We start from the raw sequence: 20,315 nt of genomic DNA, 5'->3' as shown, positions 1-20,315 counted from the left end.
GGGGGCGAGTTGACATGCTGCTCAGGTGCACAGTATCTCCGCCTGTGAGAATTGGCGCGTGTGAACCCGGGGGCAGACGCTCTTTCAATGCGTGTGGGAGGCGATGTGAGCGAGATCTTAAAGGTCGGCGTGGTGACGGTCAGTGACCGTGCCAGCCGTGGCGATTATGAGGACATCAGCGGGCCTGCCATTGAGGCCTGGCTTAAGCGTGCGCTTACGACGCCTTATGAGACGCGCACGCGTCTGGTGCCCGATGAGCGCGAGCAGATCGGGGAGGCGATCGTGGAGCTCTGCGATGCGCAGGGCTGCCAGCTGGTGTTGACCACCGGTGGCACCGGTCCTGCGGTGCGCGATGTGACGCCGGAGGCGACCCTCGATGTGGCCGACCGCGAGATGCCTGGCTTTGGCGAGCGCATGCGCCAGATCAGCCTGAAGTATGTGCCCACCGCCATCCTCTCGCGGCAGGTGGGAGCGCTTCGCGGGCGCTCGCTCATCGTCAACCTGCCCGGAAGTCCGCGCTCGATCGCCGAGATCCTCGACGAGCTCTTTGAGGCCATCCCCTACTGCATTGAGCTGATGGACGGCCCCATCATCGAGACCGACCCGGAGGTCGTGGTGGCGTTTCGTCCCAAAAAGAAAAAGGCCACCCCGTGAGCACGCGCGATCGCGACGTCAACCGCAGCCAGCAGGGGCAATCGGAACTTCGTCAGCTTCTTGCCGACTGGCGCACCGGGCGCGACGTGGGCAAACATTTCACGGCGATCAAACATCTGCCCGCGCGCCAGGCGCAGTATGCCGCGCTTCCCGAAGCGCTCGACCCGAGAGTCGGAGAGCTGCTGCGCGGCCGCGGCTTTCAGAGCCTCTACAGCCACCAGGCCCGTGCGGTCGAAGCCGCGCTCGGAGGCCGCCACACCGTCGTGGTCACACCCACGGCCAGCGGAAAAAGCCTCTGCTACAACCTCCCCGTCATCGACAGCCTGTATAAGGGCCACAGCGCGCTTTACCTCTTTCCCACCAAGGCGCTTAGCCAGGACCAGAGCGCCGAGCTCAACCAGCTCCTCAAACTCGCCCCTGGCCGCGACCCGATGTGGGAGGGGCAGGTCTACGACGGCGACACCGATCCGGATGTGCGCCGGCGGGTGCGTCGCAACGGCCGGTTGGTGCTGACGAACCCGGACATGCTGCACGCGGCGATCTTGCCGCATCACGACAAATGGGCGCGCTTCTTTAAGGGCCTCAAATACATCGTGGTCGACGAGTTGCACACCTACCGCGGGGTCTTCGGAAGTCACGTGGCCAACGTGCTCTGGCGACTTCGGCGGATCTGCCGTCATTACGGCACCGACCCGATCTTTCTGGCCACAAGCGCCACGATCGCCAACCCTCGGGAGCTGGCAAAAGAGCTTGTAGGTGGCGAGGTAGAGCTCATTGATGAGAGCGGGGCGCCTCAGGCGGAGCGTTACGTGTGTTTCTTGAACCCGCCGATCGTCGACGCCGACAAGATGCGTCGACAGAGCCCGTTGCGCCTGGCCTCGCGCATCGCGACGAAGACCTTAAAGCGCGACTGCCCGACCATCGTCTTTGCGCGCAGCCGCCAGTCGGTGGAGGTGATGGTCAACCGCCTCAAGCGCCGGCTGGCCGCCGACCGCGACCGCCCGGGGCTGGCCGACCGCGTGGCGAGTTACCGGGGCGGCTACCTCCCCGGGCTGCGCCGCTCCATTGAGAGCGGGCTGCGCGAGGGTCATGTGCGCGGTGTGGTCACCACCAACGCCCTGGAGCTGGGCGTTGATATCGGAAGCCTGGACGTCTGCGTGCTCGCCGGCTACCCGGGCACCATCGCCTCGACCTGGCAGCAGATCGGGCGTGCCGGGCGCAGCGGCGGCGTCTCGGTGGCCATTGTGATCGCCGGCGACAACCCCATCGATCAGTTCATCATCCAGAACCCGGACTACTTCTTCGGACAGTCGCCGGAGGCCGCGCGCGTCGATCCACAAAACCTCCTGATCGCCGTCGAGCACCTCAAATGCGCCTGCTACGAGCTGGAGTGGCGCGCCGGGGAGGCGTACGGCGGCTTGAGTCCGGCTGACACCGACGAGGCGCTCGACTTTATGGCCCGCGCCATGGGCGTGGTTCAGCGTAGCGGAGAGCGCTGGACGTGGACCTCGCGCACCTATCCGGCCAACCAGGTCAGCCTGCGCAGCACCGCCTCCGAGAACTTCGTGGTCATCGACACCGGCTCGCGCGAACGCAACGTGCTGGCTGAGGTCGACTTTGAGAGCGCGCACCTCACGCTCTACCCCAACGCCGTCTACCAGATCTCTGGTGAGCCCTATCGGGTGGTGCGCCTCGACTACGACGAGCGCCGCGCCTACGTCGAGCGCAGCGACGACGGCTACTACACCACCGCCATGCACTACGCGGCCACCCACGTGCTCGATGTGTTCAAAGAGCGCGACGCGCCGCGAACCTCCATCGGTTTTGGGGAGGTTCGGGTCACCCAGCGTTTCGTGGGCTTTAAGAAGATCAAGTTCGGCACTGGCGAGAACATCGGCTACGGCGAGCTCAACCTGCCCGAGCTCGACCTGCACACGATGGCGTACTGGCTGCAACTCAAAGCCGACGACTTCAAAGATCGCGTGCCCTCAAGCCTTGTGGCCGATCAGTGGGTGCGCCTGGTCGAGGGGGTCGGCGAGGTGCTCAAGACGACGGCCAGCTTGAAGATGATGTGCGACTGGCGCGATCTGGAGCTGTGCATCTGCTCGGTGGCCAACGATCAATGGTGGTCGCAGGGGCTGGGAGGCCTCACGGTGCGCGACGCCTCCGGTGAGGAGCAGGACTTTGAAGCCGGTCAGATCGCGCCTTCGCTCTACGAGCCTCACATCTACCTCTATGACCGCTACCCGGGCGGGGTGGGGCTTGGCGAGGGGCTCTTCGACGAACACGAGACCTTTATGGGCATGGCTCGCGATCTCGTGCGCAGCTGCCCCTGTGAGGCCGGTTGCCCCTCGTGTGTGGGACCGCCCGGGGAGAGCGCCGCGCCGATCAAAGGTTCGGTGGAGACGATCCTGGAGGTGCTCAGCCAGCGCTGAGCGCGTCCAGGTCTCCGGCATAGACTCCACAACCGACCTATGATTGAAAAAACGACGCCGGACATCGCTGACCTCGGGGAGGTCGCGACGCCCGGCGTCGTGTGTTTCATGGCAGCGTTTTGATACGCCCTTACTTCGTGTCGTTATCTTCGGATGCACCGAGGGAGCGGGGCTCAACGACCTTATCGATCAAGCCGTACTCCAGCGCCTCGCTGGCGCTCATGTAGTAGTCGCGATCGGTGTCTTTCTGAATGCGCTCCATCGACTGGCCGGTCTGCTCGACGAGGATCTCATTGAGGCGCTCGCGCAAGCGCAGGATCTCGCGGGCCTGGATCTCGATGTCGGTGGCCTGGCCGCCGATACCGCCGCGCATCAGGGGCTGGTGAATCAGGATGCGGGAGTTAGGAAGCGCGTAGCGCATGCCTTTCTCGCCAGCGGTCAAAAGCAGCGCGCCCATCGATGCGGCCTGGCCCATGCAGATCGTCGAGACGCGCGGGCGGATATAGCGCATCGTATCGTAGATCGAGAGGCCGGCGGTGACGCTGCCTCCGGGAGAGTTGATGTAGAGGCTGATGTCCTTGTCGGGATCATCGCTCTCCAGGAAGAGGAGCTGGGCGACGATGGCGTTGGCCACGTCGTCGGTGACCGGGGTGCCCAGAAAGACGATGCGGTCTTTGAGCAGGCGACTGTAGATGTCCCAGCCGCGCTCACCGCGGTGGGTCTGCTCGACGACGTAGGGGATAAAACCCATAGCATTGCTCTCGTAATAAGGTTCATTGAGGGGGCGCCTTACGGCACCAAAATCAGCCGCTGACAATGTGGTCACCGCGGCACAAAATTGCAACCCGCAGGCCGAGGCAATCATTCGCCCCACGTGGCATTCAGCGTCGTTTTTTGGAGCGCTTTCCCCCGCGCGAGCTGCGCTTTTTGCGCTTCTCGGGGGCGTCGAGCAGCTCGACGATAAGGCTGCCGTAGTCGCCCTCCGGGGTGCGTTCCGGGGCGTAGCCGCGCACGTAGCGCAGCCCGGGGCCTTCGAGCCACTCCAGCACCGCGGGTTTGAGCACCGGGCCGTCCTCGGAGTGCAGGCCGCGGCCGTGGATCACGCGCACAAAGCGCGGATCGTCGCTCTTCCACCACTGATGCAGGTAGAGCTCCAACTGACGGAGGGCGTCGTCCAGGGTGTCGCCTCGCAGGTTGATCTGCCCTGTGCGCTGGCCGATGGCGACCTGCTGGTAGCGTTTGATCAGCGCGCGCTGGCTGCGCGTCAAAGGCGGAATGTGGCTCAACCCCTCGTCGTCTCGGGGGAGCGAGGGGGTGATGAGCCCGTTGTTCGTCTCGGGCTCCTCGTCGGGATCGTCGGCGGTGCGCAGCTCACGGTTTTTGCCGTGCTGCGGGCGCACGCGCTCGTCGCGCTCCAGCGGTGTGGCGCCGGCGACTGCGCGCATGAAGAGCGCGGCGTCACGGGCCTCAAAGACGTACTGGCGCGCGTCTTCTTCGGCGTGAGGGTCGGGGGATTCGTTTTTCGGCGCTCGCTCGGAGCGCGACGGGGCCGGCCTGGCGTGGGGGTCGGGGGGCAGCTCCGCAGAAGCCTCCCCCTGGTACTTCCCCTGGAAGATGCGCGAGGGGTCGAGCTTCTCCACCGCCATCTCAAAGAGCTCTTCGTCACTCAGCGGCTCTTGCTCAGGCTCGGGCGGCGCTTCGGCCGCTTTGGAGGCCGACGTCTCCGAAGGCTTCGGTGTGCGATCTTTCGAGGACCCCGAGCTCCGATCGGGCTTTAACTCCAGATCCAGCTTCTTGAGCTGGTCGGCCAGGGGACCCAGCCCGGATTTGCCTCGTTTTTTGTTACTCACACCGTCTTCCTCGACGCCACACGCCGCTTTAAGAGACTTACTTCTCCGCCTTCTTCATCTCTTCGGGCACCGCCACCTCGGCGGGCTCAAAGGGGATGGAGACACGAACCTTGCCGCTACGTGCGAAATGATCGGCCGGAAACTCGAAGGTCAAGCTGCCCGCGGCATCCGGACGCTCAAAGAGCGCGAAGTCCGTCACCGATGTTCCGGCGGCGATCTCGGTGTCGCGCTCCAGCTGCCCCTCCGCGGTGGTGTTCGAGGGCAGCCGCACCCGATTGAGGCTCGCCGTCGCGCTCTGCAACCGCGCACCCTGGCGACCCGAGAGGTCGCGGTGGCCCGGCTCAAAGCTCACCGCCTCCTCCCCCTGGTTGGTCAGCTTGTAGTCGATGCGCAGCACCGGATCGGCGCTGTAGCCCTCTTTATCGCTGCTGTCTTTGAGCTTGATGTAGCTCTGATCGACCGCCGTCACCTCAAAGCTCACACCCTCAAAGTCGATGCTCTGGCCAACCTCATAGACCGCTGGCCCCTCCGGGGTGGAGGGCTCGTAGGTCAGCGCGAAGAGCACCGGGTTTTTGCCGCGATGCATCGAGGGCGGCAGGCTCAGCACAAGGTCGCGCACCGAGGCGTCCGGCAGCTCAAAGAGGAAGATGTCGCTGATCGACTCTCCCGGAGCCAGAGTCGTGGTCGTGGTGACCTGACCGGGCAAACTACCTCGATCAAGGTACACGCCGCTGATCGGCGCCTTGGAGAACTCCGCCAGCGGCGTCTCGGCCGGCGGCGCCGGATAGAGCAGGGGCGTGGAGCCCTCGGTCATCTGCTGGCTGGCGTGGCTGGGGCTGTAGACGACGTTGTCTTCGCCGGCGTTGGTGACGGTCACCGGAATGGTGAGCACCGGGCGCGGATACTCAATGGTGCTGCCCTGGTCGTCGAGCTCCAGATAGCGCGCGCTGTAGGGCCCGGGCTCAAAGGTGACCCCGCCGACGGTCTGGGCCTGGTTGGCCGGACCGATGGTCACGGCCTCCTCACAGGCGGTCAGGCTGACGATGGCGGCGAGGCTGGCGAGCGTCGGGACAAGACGCGATCCCCGAGGGGTGAACATAGTGTATGACCTGCGTTTGGGTGGTTGCGCGTGCGCTGTGTCAGACGCGCTCTGGCGCCAAAACGTGGATGCGCGGAGGGTAACAAAGGCCGTTTCGGGCGGTCAACATGCGACGCAGCGCGTCGCGACCACTCTAACCGATCTTTGGCCGGCTGGCTTTCCGCGCGACGTCAAACTTTGTTATACCTTGGGAGCTGTGAGCAGACGTGGCACCCAATTTATGTTTGCGGCGAAGGCATCGCCGGATGTTCGCGTGAAGGGAGCGGGCGCAGGTGGTGTGAGCGACCCGAGCGTTCTCTCTCTATGATCGGAAGCGCGACGGGATGCACCTCATCGAGACTCGAGATACGGGCGCGACGGCGCCTTCTGGTGACCCGGGATAAATAGCATGATGGCGAGTGGTAGAAGAGCAGGGCGAGCCGCATCGGTAGTGCTGATGTTGGCAGTGGTGGCGAGCGCCGGATGTGTGAAGGAGTACGATCTGGAGCGGCGCGTCCCTGAGCGCGGCACCCTTGGCGAGGAGCTCCACGCCATCTGGCTCAAAGACACGCGCCGCGGCGCGGTGCAGCCCGAGGAGCGCAGCGCGCTTCTGGAGGCGCGCCGCGATGAGTTCGTCGGCGCCGTCGATCGCGCCGTTCCCCCGGGCACCGAGGCGGAGCTCGACAACTTCCTTCAGGCCATCCTCCCGGCCATTGAGCAGGGCTACTTTCCGGCGCTCACCCGTCGCCTACCCCTGATCATGGAAGAGGCTGCCAACGACGAGGAGCTCCTCGACTTCATCCTCAATCAGCCCGAGGTCGGGCCCACCGACTACCTCTCGCCACGTCACCAGGGGCGCTTCTTCTACGAGCTCTCCCTCTTCGATCAGAGCACCGCCCTGATGGGCCACATGGGGCGCGTGCTCGCCGAGCAGGACGGCTTCGACGACCAGGGCAACCCCGACATCAGCCAGCCCGCCGCCGGCAGCAACCTTTTGCGCGCGCTGGCCGAGGGCCTGGAGAATGAGCCCCCCGAGATCGCCACCGACCGCGTCTCGGTGATGCTTCGCGACATGCTGCTCAAAGGCGATCCGCGCTACCTTAATGGCGAGTCGAGCCGCCTTGCGCTGGTGGCACTCTTTGACGATCGGGGCTTTCCGAAGGTTCGACGTCGCCCCGACGGCAGCATGCCCGCGCCCTTTATCGATGGCGACGACGATGGCCTGGCCGACGTCGACGCCCAGGGGCGCTTCGAGATGACCGAGGGCCCCGCCCTGGCCATCAAACCCTTAAGCGATGAGCCCTCGCCGCACCCCCTGATGATGCGCGATCTTTTTGGAAGGCTGCAGTTCGCGCAGAACGACTTCGTCTTTGAATACGTGGACTTAAGCGAGACCTCGCTGCCCTTCCTGGTGAACCTGGGCGCCGGACTCGCTGCCGAAGACGCCGTCTACCACGGGGCGGCCGCGGCGCGATCGTTGCTCGGGCCGGCGGTCGTCGGCCAGGACGCGCGCGGACCTTACCCCGCCTACTCACCGGAACATCCGATGGTCGATGTGGTCGACGCGATCATCAGCGGTCTCTCCATCACCGAGCTCCCCGAAGTCATGGAGCTGACCTCGCGCTTTCTGCAGCAGTCGACCGGGGGGCTGGCGCACTTCTCGTTTGCAATCAGCGACGCCATCGAGGCGATCGAAGACGCGCCGGCCGCCGATCTCGGGGAGAACTCCACGCTGGCGCATGATCTTCTGCCGATCCTGCGCGAGATCGCCGCCGACCCCGAGCTCTGGGAAGACGTCTTTATCGCGCTGCGCGAGCCCATCATGGAGCGCAGCGGGGAGGCGATGCTCACCCTGCTGCGCCACAAGAATATGCAGGCGGTGCCGGCCGAAGACGGCCCCTACAACGCGTGTTTTGAGCAATGCAACGCCGATCTGCAGATCGGCACGGTGGCGCGTTTTGAGTGCATCCGCGCCTGCCCCTCCGATGAGATCTTCCGCGAGCCGATGGACTACTCCCAGCCGGAGTCGCCCGAGAACCGCAGCATGTTCCAGCGCACCTTCCACCTGCTGCGGGACACTGCCGGCACGCCCTACGTGATGAACATCGAGGAGGTTGTGGTGCCGGGCGTCGATGTCATCGACATGCCCCCGATGGTGGAGCTTCCCGGCGCCGCCGAGGCCTTTGTCAAAGCCGTCGCCGGCGATCTTCTGCTCACCGACTACATCAGCGACGAGTTCACCAACAGCGATATTGGCGAGCTGCTGGAGATCCTCAATGAGCTCGTGCCCGGAGCGGTTGACGATGACACCGTGGGCAACATGCTCAGCGTGGCCAGCGAACTCTTCGGCGCGCGCCTCGACCCGCGCCCGACCCCCGCGCAGATCACGCGCCTCTTCAACCAGCCGCGCCTGCGTTTTGAGGACGAAAACAACGGGTATGTGCTCGAAGTCACAAGCCCCACCTGCAAAGACGGCTACGTGATGGCCAATCACCACGCCGACGGGCTCTACGCGGCCGAGGCCAGCGGGCTTATCGACGTGCTCTACCCGCTGGCGCAGGCGTTTAGCCGGCACAATCGCGAAGAGTTGCTCACGCGCATCTTCGAGGTGATCCACGATCATTACTCCGGCCGGGTCGATCTTTATTTTGACCGCGCCGGCAATCGCAGCCCCATGAAGGGCGCCAACCTCGTGAGCCTGGAGCCGGCGCTCGACGCGATCTTTGAGCGCGGACACGTTTTCTCCGGGCTGCGCGCGCTGGCGCTCTCCACGGCCAACGTCCGCGATGATGAGGGCGTCAACGTCGATGAGCGCTTGCGTCAGCTGATCTATGCCTGGCTGCGCGCCGATGACGACTACACCACCCGCGCTGGCGAGGCGACGCTGACGCTCGCTGACGGCCGCACGCTCGACGAGGTCAGCCGCGTCGACATCATCGTCGATCGCCTGGCCGAGATGGTGCGCCGCGCCGATGACAATGAAGAGGTAAAGGCGCACCTGGCCGACTTCGCCGAGGGCTTCCTCGATGTGGTCTTGCGCGCGCAACCCGACGGGCAGGGCGGCTACCAGTTCAACAACCCCGGCGTCATCGCGCTCTCCTCGCACGTGCTCGACTACACCGCCCAGCGCGCCCGCGAGATGGAGGAGCGTGGCGAGTTTGAGGGCTGGCTCACCGAAGAGGTGCCCGACGCCTTGATGGAGATGTTCACCTCGCGCTGGTTCTTCGCCGCCGTCGAACTTATCGCTGCGTTGCACGACGATCCGGACGGCCGCGCCACCATCAGCGCTGCGCTCAGCTACCTGGGCGACAACACGCGCCGCGCCGACCAGAGCGCCATGATGGTCTACGCGCTGATGGTGCAGGCCTTCGACCTCGAAGAGCTCGCGCCGGTCGCACGCTTCGCCATGCAGAGCCTCGATCCGGACCGACGCTACGACGTGCAGGGCCAGCACGCCGGGCTACCCACCGGCACCCTCCTCGGTGAGTTTATGGCCCGCGCCGGTGAGCTCGACCCCGATGGCGAAGGCGTGCGCATCATGGGGCGCGGCGCGGTCCAGGGCGAGGAATACCGCGCCAGCTGGGTGGCCATCGGCGATCTGGTGCTGCGCTACTTCAGCGCTACTCCCCGCGACCAGGGTGAGCTGACACGCGAGGACATCACAAGCGGTATGGATAACCTCGGCGAGTGGTTGCTGCAGGAGGAGCGGGGCCTGGAGCGCTATTATAAGCTCGTCGATCACCGGCGAAGGTTGTTGGATGGGGAGTGAGGGCGATCCCCCCACTCCGATACACCTCCCCGCAGACGCGCAGCGCCCCGCTCCGACCCACCTCCGCGATCGCCTTGTCTGGCGCGACCTCGCGCCGGTGCGGGCCGCCCTTCGCGGACTTTGTCGGCCCCGGTGTTGACCGTCTGAAGGTGGCCGCGCTAGGTTGCCGGCCGTGAGCCGCTCCTTAAAAAACCGCACGCCATCGGACGTCGAATTATGATGCCAGCCGCCGTCTCCGAATCACCCCGTTACATTGTCGTTGAAGGCCCGATCGGGGTTGGGAAGACCACGCTGGTCAACCGGCTGGCCGCCCGCTTTAACGCGCGCACCGTGCTGGAGATCTTCGAAGAGAACCCCTTCCTGGCAAAGTTCTACGAGGATAAGGATCGCTACGCCTTTCAGACCGAGATGTTCTTTCTGTTGAGTCGCTACCGCCAGCAGGAGGAGTTCGCCCAGAGCGATCTCTTCAGCCCGCTCTCGGTCAGCGACTACCTCTTTGTAAAATGCCGGCTCTTCGCGAGCCTGACGCTCAGCGATCATGAGCTCACCCTCTACGATCGCATGTACTCGATCCTCTCCACCCAGGTGCCCCGTCCCGACGTGGTGGTGCACCTGCACGCGCCGCTCGATGTGCTGATGGGGCGCATCAACCAGCGCGGGCGCTCCTACGAGAAGAACATGGATCCGGAGTACATCGACCGCCTGCGCCGGCTCTATCACAACTTCTTTGCGCATTATGACGACGCGCCGATGATCCAGATCGACACCTCGGACATCGACTTCTCGAAGGACGATCAGGCCGTCGAAGACCTGATGGCGCAGATCACCGCCTGCCACCGCGACGCCATTCAGCCGGCTGCGGCGCTGAAGTTCTGATCGCATCATTCGCGGCGCGGACGGACACGTGACGACATGGTGGGGGAGGGCACGCAACGCCGCCAGACGGCGACCGTGGGTCGGTTCACGCGCGTGTTTTCCAACGCCAGAAGGTGACCGTGGGTCGGTTCGCAGGGTGACCGTGGGTCGGCTCGCAGGGTGACCGTGGGTCGATTCGCAGGGTGACCGTGGGTCGGTTCGCAGGGTGACCGTGGGTCGGCTCGCAGGGTGACCGTGGGTCGGATTGCGGGTCGATCCGCACGCGTGTTTTCCGACGCCAGAAGGTGACCGTGGGTCGGTTCACAAGGTGACCGTGGGTCGGCTCGCAGGGTGACCGTGGGTCGGCTCGCAGGGTGACCGTGGGTCGTTTCGCAGGGTGACCGTGGGTCGTTTCGCAGGGTGACCGTGGGTCGTTTCGCAGGGTGACCGTGGGTCGTTTCGCAGGGTGACCGTGGGTCGGTTCGCGGGGTGACCGTGGGTCGGTTCGCAGGGTGACCGTGGGTCGGCTCGCAGGCGTGTTTCTCGATGTGGTGTGCGTGTGTCTAAGCTGTTGAAATGATTAGAAAAAATAGCGGGCACTGAGGCCGGCGATGTAGCCGAAATGCTCGTAGGTGCCGTTTCCGACCACCAGCGTGATCTCGTCGTTTTCGTCTGACGGGTTGATCTGGCGCACCTCGGAGTCGGTGATGACGCGGGTGGGCATGATCAGGGCGGCGGCGCTCATATCCAGGCGCAGGCGCGCGTTGACATCGAAGCCCGCGCCCAGGCTGAGCATGTGCTTGTCGGGGTCGAGCGCAAAGACGCTGTAGGTGGCATCGGGCACCGCGCCACGCTCAAAGGCGTAGCCGCCGCGGGCGGAGAGGCGATCGCTGACGATCCACTCCCCGCCGAGGTGCACCGAGATGCTGTCGCGAAACTGCTGGGGCAGCACAAAGGGGGCGACGGGCATGGCGCCCACGCCCGGCACGCCGTCGATCTCGACCTCGTTGGGGCTGACCTCCACTTCGGTGAGCGTGGACCAGCGCTGGTAGACCACCGCCAGCTCCACGTTGGTGCGGGCGGTGGCGTGGCGGATCCCTAAGCGTGCGTGAAGGGGAAAGGGCACCTCAATGGAGGCCTCATTGCCGGTGGTCGTGGCGTTATCGTAGGCCGGGTGGGTGGGCATGCGCGTGTCGATGGTGGCGTTGCCGTCGCGCAGCACGGCGGGAAGTTGCAACGATGCACCCACCGTCCAGTTTGTGTGCGGCTTCCAGGTCGCCCCCAGGTTCGCCGTGGGTGAGAAGAAGCTCGAGACGGTCGTCTCGGCCAGGATGTCCAGATCTTCGTCTTCCGGATCGCCGAACATCCCGGCATAGCCCGAGCCGGTGGAGACGATTCGAAAGACGCCCATGAAGTTCTGCAGCCCCACGCCCACCGAGAGCGTGTCACTCACCTTATAGCCCACTGCCGCGTGCACGTACCCGATGCCCGAGCCGGTGTTATCGATGAGCACGTAGCGCTGCGCCCCGTCAACGGGGTAGCGGTTGCCGGAGGCGTAAGGGGTGTAAGCGCCGGCCGCCCAGAAAAGGCGCGGGTGTTTGGTGGGGCCACCCACAAGAATCTGCGGGATGGTCTGCGGCGGCGCCTGATTTTGCACCGGCGCGTAGGTGCGCGTGGAGCCGTCGGGCATCTGGCGGGGCGCGCGGCTGAAGGTGACCTGGGTGTCGACCAGCGCCAGATCGAGAAGCAGCGCGCGATCTTCCAGAAGTGTGATGCCGGCCGGGTTGTACCAGAGCGCGTCCAGGTCCGCCGAGTGCGGCGCCACCGAGGCGGCCGCTCGCCCCGTCGAGGCGACCCCGCGCGTGGGCAGGTAGAACCCGGCGGCCTGCACCTCTTGAGAGGGGAGAATCGCGAGGGTGGCTGCGGCGATGAGGCCGGCGAGCAAGACGCAGGAGCTCTTTTGGGAAGTTCGCTTGAACATAGAAACCTTCGATCGCATGTTTGCCGCCGCTGCCTGGAAGTTGGCTGGCAGCCTAGCCCGAGCGCGCGGACGCTTACAAGACGGTCGTCGCCTCGATGGAAACTCTTGTGAATAAATTTTCACCCCTTGAGGTTGAGGCAGCGCCCTTTGCTGATGAGGCTTTGAACGAGAGCCAGGACTTATGGTGGTACGAAGTAGGACGTGGCGCGCCCGGGCGCGCAGCTGCAGTGCGGTGTCAGCGCTGCTCGTGGTCGGCGCATGGACGCTGCCCGAGGCCGCAGCGCAACAAATAGAGCAACGCGACGGCGCCGAAAGCTCCGCGCCTGAAACCACGACCGCGAGCGCGACGGGGTTGAGCCTCGACGAGGTGCTTCGCGAGCTGGAGACGCAGAACGAGAGCTGGACCATCACCGAGCTGCAGATCGAGCAGAGTCGGGCGAGCCGGCGCGAGGCGTTGGGGTCGCTGCTGCCGCAGCTGAGCTCCTCGGCCAATGTGACCTATCAGGGGGGCGGTGAGGTTGAGGTGCAGGGCAACACCGTGCGCGAAGCGGTGGAGTGGGGCGTGAACGCCAACGCCTCCATGAGCCTCTTTAACGCGCCGCAGTACTTCACCTACCGCCAGGCGGACCGACAGCTCGACGCTACCCAAGCGCAGAGCGCCTGGCAGCGTACCCTGCTTCAACTGGAGGCCGAGGAGAGCTTCTATACTCTGGCCGCCGCGCAGCGCGATGTCGATATCGCCGAGTCGGCTGTCGATCTGCGACGGGCCTATCTGGATCGTTCCGAGGCGCTCGTTGACGCCGGGCTTGCGGTGGCGGTCGATGTCAGCCGCGCGCGCCAGCAGGTGCTCGAAGCGGAGCAGACCCTGCTGGAGGCCCGCCAGAATCTGGGCAACGCCGCCGACGCGCTGGCCTACCTGCTGGGCCGGGAGCCCGACGGGGAGCTTCGCGTCGATTTTGATCCGGACGTGATCGAGGGTGGCGAGTCCTCCTTGCAGGGTGCAACCAACTCGGAGGTGAGCCGGGAGCGCGAGGACTTTGTCTCGCGGCGCTACAGCATTGAGGCCGCCGAGCTGGCGCGCCGCGCCACCTGGTGGGGGCTTGTGCCCTCGCTGCAGCTGACCGCCGGCGCCCAGCTGGGCCAGCCCACGCTCTTTAACCCCAACGGGTTCAACTGGACGGTGGGCATCGGCGCGAGCTGGTTGCTCTACGACGGCGGCGCGCGCTACGCCCGACTTGACCGCGCCAGCGCTCAGATCGCCGAGCAGGAGCTCGCGCTCAAGCGCGATCTTCGCCAGGCCAGCACCGAGCTTCGTCGCGCCAGCCGCGATCTCGACACCGCCCGCGCCGCCATCGATGTAGCCCGCGAGCAGGTGCAGGTCGCACAGGAAACCTACGAATTTACCTCGGCGCGTTTTGAATCCGGGCTGGCCACCAGCCTGGAAGTCAGCGACGCCTCCCAGCAACTTTTGAGCGCAGAGCTTCGTCTCAATCAGGCGCGCCTGCAGGCGCGTCTGGCCGAGGTGCGCTACCGCTACCTCGAAGATCTTCCGGAATGAGGCGACGCGCGCTTCACTTGAACAGTCACCCCGCTAAGGCACCGCGCCGCGAGCTTATCAGGGCACGTCGCGGCCGATCAGGAAAGGCGAAGAGATGGGTTTGAGAGTCACAGGATATGTCGCAGCGCTGCTGGCGATGATGATGGTCGCCGGCGGGTGCAAACCCTCCGAATCGTCGGCGGGCCCGAAGGGCCCGAAGATGGCCGGCGGCGGCGAGGTGCGCGCGTCGGTGGAGACGGTGGAGGTCGAGCGCGGCCCCTTCGCCGTGCAGGGCGACTACGCCGGGGAGTTTCAATCCGACGGGATGGCCGAGCTCTCCTCGGACATCGCCGGGCGCGTCATCACCATTGAGGCCAACATCGGCGACAAGGTGGAGCAGGGGCAGGTGCTGGCCGAGGTGGACGCCACACCCACCCAGCAGCGCGTGCGCGAGCTCAACGCCTCGGTGCTGATGTCGCGCGCGAGCCTGGAGGAGGCGCGGGTGCAGCTCGCCAACCTGCGCAGCGATCTGGCGCGCAAAGAACCGCTGCTGGAGCGTCAGATGATCACCGAGCGGGAGATCGAAGAGCTGCGCAGCCAGATCAGCGCTGCGGAGCAGCGTGTGGCGGTGGCCGAGGCGACCATCGCCCAGAACGAGGCGCGACTGGCGTCGGCCCGCGAAGATCTTCGTAACACCAAAATCCGCGCGCCCTTCGACGGCCTGGTTGGCGAGCGCTACGTCGATCGCGGCACCTACGTCAGCCCCGGTCAGACGATCTTTCGGGTGATCGACGACAGCGACATCTACGTCAGCGTGCGCATCCCCGAGCGCGACGCCCCGCGGGTCAAGACCGAGACGCCGGTCACCCTGCGCGTCGGCGCCCTGGGCAGCGCACCCTTGCAGGGCAAAATTCACCGCATCGCGCCCGCGCTCGACCCGGCCACGCGCAGCCTGCGCGTCGACGTGGTGCTCGACGATGAGAGCGTACGCATCCGCCCCGGGATGTACGCCCGCGTCAGCATGGAGCTCGGCAGCGTCGACGACGCCATCACCGTGAGCAGCCAGGCGATCCTGCGCGAGCGCGACGGCACCCCCTACGTCTGGAAAGTCGTCGACGGCGAGGCCACCCGTCAGGAGATCGTGCTGGGCCTTGTTGGCGAGCAACGCACCCAGGTGGTCGAGGGCCTCGATGAGAGCGTGAGCGTGGTGCTGCGCGGCCACGAGAAGCTCCAGGACGGCAGCAAAGTGCGCGACATCAACACCAACGCCGGCGACGACGCCAGCGCTCAGGGATAAGTCCACCGCGATCGCGCGCCGCCGGGGGCTCGCCCCCACGACGTTGGAAGCCAGGAAGCAACGATGAACCTCCCCAAATTTGCAGTCGGTCGTCCCGTGATGACGACCATGGTCTTTCTCGGGCTGATGATCCTGGGGGCCGTCTCGTTTACGCGCCTGCAGGTCGATCTTCTGCCGGAGATCGACTTCCCCTCGATCTCGGTGATGACCACCTACGAGGGCGCCGGCCCCGAGGAGATCGAGACGCTGATCACGCGCCCCATTGAGGAGGCGATCGGCACGGTGGAGGGCATCGACTCCATTGAGAGCTTCTCGGCAGAGGGTCGAAGCCGCGTGGCGCTGCGCTTTGTCTGGGGCACCAACCTGGACACCGCCCTCAACGACGTGCGCGCCACCATTGAGCGCGTCAAAGCGGGGCTTCCCGAAGACGCCGAAGATCCGGTGATCTTTAAGTTCAACCTGGGGAGCTTCCCCATCATGCAGCTCGCGCTCAGCGGGGAGCTCACCGAGCCGCAGCTGCGCCAGCTGGCCGAGCTCCAGCTCGCCCCGCGCCTGGAGCGGGTCGAAGGGGTGGCCTCAGTCGATGTACGCGGTGGGCTCAAGCGTCAGATTCAGGTGGTGCTCGATACCGAGCGGCTGCGCGCCTTCGGGCTCTCACCCTCCTCGGTGGTCGACGCGCTGCGCGCCGAAAACCGCAACCTCCCGGCCGGCAACATCGAGCGCTTTGATCAGTCCCTGCTCGTGCGCGTGCTCGGCGAGGCCGGTGAGCCCGAAGATCTGCAGACGCTGATCGTGGGAAGCCGCTCCGGTGTGGAAGGGGCAAGCGTGCCGATCTACCTGCGCGACGTCGCCCAGGTGCTCGACACCTTTGAAGATCCCTCCAACGTCGTGCGCATCAATGGTGAGCCTTCGCTGCGCCTCTCGGTGACCAACCAGTCGGGCACCAACACCGTGGAGGTGGCCGAGCGGGTGCGCGCTGAGATCGAGCGCATCAACCGCGACTACGACGGGCGCGCCTACTTCACAGTGACCACCGACACCTCCGAATACATCGAGGAGTCGATCGCCAACGTCCAGGACTCCGTGCTGGTCGGCGCGGCGCTGGCCGTGCTCGTGCTGCTCTTCTTTTTACGCAGCATCCGCTCCACGCTGATCATCGCCGTGGGCATCCCGATCTCGATCATCGGGATCTTCACGCTGATGTACTACTTCGACATCACGCTGAACCTCATCAGCTTCGGCGGTGTGGCCCTGGGGGTGGGCCTTCTGGTCGATAACGCCATCGTGATCCTGGAAAACATCTTCCGAAGGCTCGAAGGGGGCGACGACCCGGAGTTTGCGGCGGTGGAGGGCTCGCGCGAGGTGGCCACGGCGATCGTGGCCTCGACGATCACCACGCTTGTGGTCTTTGTGCCGGTGGTCTTCTTGACAGGCTTTGCCTCGATCTTCTTCGGGCAGATGGCCTTTGTGGTCAGCTTCGCCCTGATCTGCTCGCTCGCTGTGGCCATGACCCTGATCCCCATGCTCGCCTCGCGCTTCTTAAAGCGCGGTGAGTCGATGGAAGGCGGTGAGAAGGGCACGATCGGGCGTTTTCTCGATGCCCTGGAGAAGACCTACGGCAACCTCGCCGACTGGTGCCTGGGGCACCCGAAGACCACGCTGGCCACGGTGATCGCGATCTTTGCCGGCGTGATGATGCTGACGCCTTTTGTGGGCACCGAGCTCTTGCCCGAAGATGATATGAGCGAGGTAAGCGTCTCGCTCGATCTTCCCGTAGGCACCCGCATTGAGGTGACCGAGCGGGCGATTCAGCAGATCGAGGCGCGCATCCCCGATCTGGTCCCGGAGATGGAGCTGATGGAGACGATCGTCGGCACCCCGGGATTCTACTCGACCGCCGGCGGGGAGAGTGGCGAGATCGAGATCAAGCTGGTCAAGCCAGATAAGCGGGAGCGCTCCAGCGATGAGATCGCCACGGTGCTCAGTCGTGAGCTTAAGGGGATGATCCCGGGCGGCGACGTGCGCGTGCGCGCCGGCGGTGGCCTCTGGATTCTGCGCGTGCTCCAGGGCGGCGGTGAGCGTCTCGAAGTTCAGGTGCGCGGCTACGATCTGGAGACGGCCGACAAGCTCGCCGAAGAGGTCGCCGAGATCATGACATCGGTCGACGGCATCACCGGCGCGAACGTGAGCCGTAAGCCCGGCGGCAAAGAAGTTCGCCTGGTCCCCGATCGTGAGAAGCTTGGCGCGATGGGCGTGCAGCCCTCCGATGTGGCGCGCCAGGTGCAGACCTACATCCAGGGCACGCGTGCCTCGGTGCTGCGTACCGATGGCGATGAGTTTGACGTGATCGTGCGCCTGCCTCGCGAAGAGCGTCTGGGCGTAGAGGCGCTGCTCGACGCGCCGATCGTCATCCCCGGGGTGGGCACCGCCTTGCTCGGCGACATCGTCAGCGTGGAAGAGGTGGAAGGGCCGCTCACCATCGAGCGCGAAAATCAGGGTCGCGTCGTCGATGTGCGCGCCTACCTCAGCGGGGAGCGCGACCTGGGGACGATTACCGCCGACCTGCGCGAGCGTATCAACGAGATGGAGATCCCCGACCAGTTCAGCGTGCTGGTGCAGGGTGAGACCGAAGAGCAGGAAGAGACCTTCGCCGGCTTGATGGTGGGCATTCTGCTGGCGGTGGTGCTCGTCTACATGGTGATGGCCGCGCAGTTTGAGAGTTTTTTGCAGCCCCTCTACATCATGTTCTCCATCCCGCTGGCGGGCATCGGGGTGGTGCTGATGCTGCTGGCCACCGGCACGACCTTTAACCTGCAGTCCTTTATGGGGTGCATCGTGCTGACCGGGATCGTGGTCAACAACGCCATTGTGCTTGTCGATTACGTCAACCTGATGCGGCGCGAGCAGGGCATGGGTGTGGCGGAAGCGGTGGCGCTGAGCGCGCGCCGTCGACTGCGCCCGATTTTGATGACGACGGCCACCACGGTGCTCGCGTTGATCCCGGTGGCGTTGGGCCTTGGCGAGGGCGGTGACACCCAGGCGCCGCTGGCGCGCGCGGTGATCGGTGGACTCTTTGTCTCGGCGGCCATCTCGCTGGTGGTGATCCCGGTGATTTACAACCTGGTGGAAGGCTGGCGGGAGCGTCGCGCTCAGCGTGCATAAGCGCGCGTCGGAAGCGCGCCCTAAATTGAACATGTGGGGGGGCTGTGCTAACCATGAGACTGGAATGTTCAAGTGGAGTCTCAACGTCGCCTGATACCACCGCCGCCACCTCGTGGTGTGCGGCCGCTCAATTGGGGTTGCGTCGCGATGGCGTCGCGGTATCCTTCCTGCCCAACTGTCGAGCGACGACCTGCTTCGAGGAAGCGTGAATGCACAAGCTCCTGATCGAGGATGATGAAGGCGGCAAAACCGTCGTCTCGCTCATCCGGGATGAAATCACCGTGGGGCGGGCCGAAGGCAACACCATCCGCCTGACCGAGCGCAACGTCTCGCGTAACCACGCGCGTATCTTGCGTCAGGACGATAAGATCTTTGTCGAAGATGTCTCCGCACGCTACGGGGTCAAGCGAAACGGCAAAAACATCAAGGGTCGCGAGGAGCTCGCGGTGGGCGATGTGGTGCTCATCGGCGACTACCGGCTGACCTTGCAGGGCGAGAAGAAGGCCAAGCCCCTTCCCAAGCCTAAGGCGCGCGCGCCGGGCAAGGCGCCCGGAGCCAACGAGGTGACCACGGTCACCCGTCTCTCCGATCTGGAGCAGACCGAGCGCGAGGTCACCTCCATGATGCCGGCCTTGCCGGCCAAGCTGGTGGTGATCTCCAGCAACTTCGCCGGCCAGGAGTTCTCGCTGACGCAGAACGAGACGGTGATCGGCCGCGGCGAAGACTGCCACTTCATCATCGACCACCGCTCGATCTCGCAGAAGCACGCCAAGATCGTGCGCGAGAAGAACGCCACCTACAAGATCGTCGATCTCAACAGTAAGAACGGCGTCAAGGTCAGCGGTGAGAGCTACCGGGCCACCCATCTTAAGCGCGGCGACGTGGTGGAGCTGGGCCACGTGAAGTTCCGCTTTGTGGAGCCTGGCGAGAACTACGTGTTCACGCCGCCGGCGCCCGAGGCCGCCGCGCCCGACTTTGCGGTGGCTCCGAGCGGCGGAGGCCCGAATAAGGCGCTGGTCTTTGGCGGAGGCCTCCTGGTGGCGGCATTGCTGGCCATCGCCGCGATCTTTGTGCTGGGCGGCGATAAGGAAAGCACCGGTGGTGAAGCGGTCGCCGAGGTCGATCCTCAGGTGCAGGCCGCGGCCGCCCAGGAGATCGCCGATCTGGAGGTCGCCGCAGGCGACGATCGCATCGACGCGGCCATTGGCAGCGCGAAGGACGATATCGACGCCGGCCAACTTCAGCGCGCCATCGGCAAGCTCGAGTCCATCGGTGAGCTGATGGAGCCCAACGCCGACCAGCAGCGTCGCATCAGCGAGCTGCTCAGCAGCGCGCGCAACGAACTTCCCTTCCAGCGTCTTTATGAAGACGCCCGCGACAGCCTGGAGGCCGGCGACGTGCTCGAGGCGCTGGAGCATGCCTCGGCGATCCCCTCGCACTCGCTCTTCTACAAGAAGATGGAAGAAGACGGGACGCTGGCCGGCATTCTCAACGCCGTGGTCTCCGAGGCCCGCAGTGAGCTGAACAACGGTAAGAACGACGCGGCGCGCGACCTGGCCGAGAGCGTGCTCCTGGTGCGCTCGAGCCATCAGCCGGCCAAAGATCTGCTGGCGCGCATCGAAGAGCAGGAAGAAGCCGCGCGCGCCGCCGTGGCCGCGCGTGCCGAAGCGGCCGCTGCCCGCGGCGCCGGCTCGTCG

Annotated in this window: 12 protein-coding genes; 8 read left to right on the top strand and 4 right to left on the bottom strand. The window is 65.4% G+C overall.

Features of this window, described 5'->3' with window-relative positions; all coding sequences use genetic code 11:
- Positions 1-87: 87 nt before the first annotated feature.
- Together mog and FRC96_RS03775 are read left to right on the top strand one after the other, a co-directional pair.
- Entirely contained in the window at positions 88-654 is a 567-nt protein-coding gene (gene mog, locus FRC96_RS03780) for a molybdopterin adenylyltransferase (protein WP_146972847.1), read from the top strand.
- Positions 651-3,089, top strand: a complete 2,439-nt coding sequence (locus FRC96_RS03775; protein WP_146972844.1) for a DEAD/DEAH box helicase — start codon at positions 651-653, stop codon at positions 3,087-3,089. Before mog ends, FRC96_RS03775 begins: the two co-directional genes overlap by 4 nt.
- 130 nt (positions 3,090-3,219) lie before the next feature.
- Here FRC96_RS03775 and clpP read toward each other — a convergent pair whose 3' ends face one another.
- The 3 genes from clpP to FRC96_RS03760 form a co-directional block, all read right to left on the bottom strand.
- Complete coding sequence (gene clpP / locus FRC96_RS03770) at positions 3,220-3,840, bottom strand: ATP-dependent Clp endopeptidase proteolytic subunit ClpP (RefSeq protein ID WP_146972842.1); 621 nt, start codon at positions 3,838-3,840, stop codon at positions 3,220-3,222.
- A gap of 130 nt (positions 3,841-3,970) precedes the next feature.
- Entirely contained in the window at positions 3,971-4,939 is a 969-nt protein-coding gene (locus FRC96_RS03765; RefSeq protein ID WP_146972839.1) for a Smr/MutS family protein, read from the bottom strand.
- A gap of 37 nt (positions 4,940-4,976) precedes the next feature.
- Positions 4,977-6,038 carry a hypothetical protein gene (locus tag FRC96_RS03760; RefSeq protein ID WP_146972837.1) on the bottom strand — a complete coding sequence of 354 codons (1,062 nt, stop codon included), beginning with the start codon at positions 6,036-6,038 and terminating at the stop codon, positions 4,977-4,979.
- A gap of 436 nt (positions 6,039-6,474) precedes the next feature.
- On the opposite strand from FRC96_RS03760, the gene FRC96_RS03755 reads away from it, so the two are divergent.
- Both FRC96_RS03755 and FRC96_RS03750 read left to right on the top strand, forming a co-directional pair.
- Entirely contained in the window at positions 6,475-9,786 is a 3,312-nt protein-coding gene (locus tag FRC96_RS03755; protein ID WP_146972834.1) for a hypothetical protein, read from the top strand.
- 216 nt (positions 9,787-10,002) lie between these two features.
- Positions 10,003-10,662 (top strand): deoxynucleoside kinase, encoded by a 660-nt coding sequence (locus FRC96_RS03750; protein ID WP_230469846.1) that lies wholly within the window; start codon positions 10,003-10,005, stop codon positions 10,660-10,662.
- Between the two features lie 559 nt (positions 10,663-11,221).
- On the opposite strand, the gene FRC96_RS03745 is transcribed toward FRC96_RS03750, so the two are convergent.
- The gene (locus tag FRC96_RS03745; RefSeq protein ID WP_230469845.1) at positions 11,222-12,622 is read right to left on the bottom strand and encodes an OmpP1/FadL family transporter; all 1,401 of its coding nucleotides are present in this window, start codon (positions 12,620-12,622) and stop codon (positions 11,222-11,224) included.
- A 184-nt stretch (positions 12,623-12,806) separates the two neighbouring features.
- Between FRC96_RS03745 and FRC96_RS03740 the strand changes: the two genes are divergently transcribed.
- The 4 genes from FRC96_RS03740 to FRC96_RS03725 form a co-directional block, all read left to right on the top strand.
- Positions 12,807-14,180: a TolC family protein gene (locus FRC96_RS03740; protein WP_230469844.1), complete on the top strand. Its 1,374-nt coding sequence runs from the start codon at positions 12,807-12,809 to the stop codon at positions 14,178-14,180.
- A gap of 100 nt (positions 14,181-14,280) precedes the next feature.
- A complete protein-coding gene (locus FRC96_RS03735) occupies positions 14,281-15,456 on the top strand; it encodes an efflux RND transporter periplasmic adaptor subunit (protein ID WP_230469843.1) in 1,176 nt (391 codons plus the stop codon).
- 63 nt (positions 15,457-15,519) lie between these two features.
- A complete protein-coding gene (locus FRC96_RS03730) occupies positions 15,520-18,618 on the top strand; it encodes an efflux RND transporter permease subunit (protein WP_146972826.1) in 3,099 nt (1,032 codons plus the stop codon).
- A 209-nt stretch (positions 18,619-18,827) separates the two neighbouring features.
- Positions 18,828-20,315: FHA domain-containing protein (locus FRC96_RS03725; protein WP_146972824.1), on the top strand; the 1,488-nt coding region annotated here is incomplete at its 3' end.

The sequence above is a fragment of the Lujinxingia vulgaris genome (genome assembly GCF_007997005.1).
Taxonomy (GTDB): Bacteria; Myxococcota_A; Bradymonadia; order Bradymonadales; family Bradymonadaceae; genus Lujinxingia.
This window is presented reverse-complemented; position numbering and strand designations above follow the sequence as displayed.

Bases quoted from the DNA above. Each gene is read 5' to 3' on its own strand.
- mog (WP_146972847.1), top strand. From the start codon at position 88: ATGCGTGTGGGAGGCGATGTGAGCGAGATCTTAAAGGTCGGCGTGGTG.
- FRC96_RS03755 (WP_146972834.1), top strand. From the start codon at position 6,475: ATGTTGGCAGTGGTGGCGAGCGCCGGATGTGTGAAGGAGTACGATCTG.
- clpP (WP_146972842.1), bottom strand. From the start codon at position 3,840: ATGGGTTTTATCCCCTACGTCGTCGAGCAGACCCACCGCGGTGAGCGC.
- FRC96_RS03760 (WP_146972837.1), bottom strand. From the start codon at position 6,038: ATGTTCACCCCTCGGGGATCGCGTCTTGTCCCGACGCTCGCCAGCCTC.
- FRC96_RS03750 (WP_230469846.1), top strand. From the start codon at position 10,003: ATGATGCCAGCCGCCGTCTCCGAATCACCCCGTTACATTGTCGTTGAA.
- FRC96_RS03730 (WP_146972826.1), top strand. From the start codon at position 15,520: ATGAACCTCCCCAAATTTGCAGTCGGTCGTCCCGTGATGACGACCATG.
- FRC96_RS03745 (WP_230469845.1), bottom strand. From the start codon at position 12,622: ATGTTCAAGCGAACTTCCCAAAAGAGCTCCTGCGTCTTGCTCGCCGGC.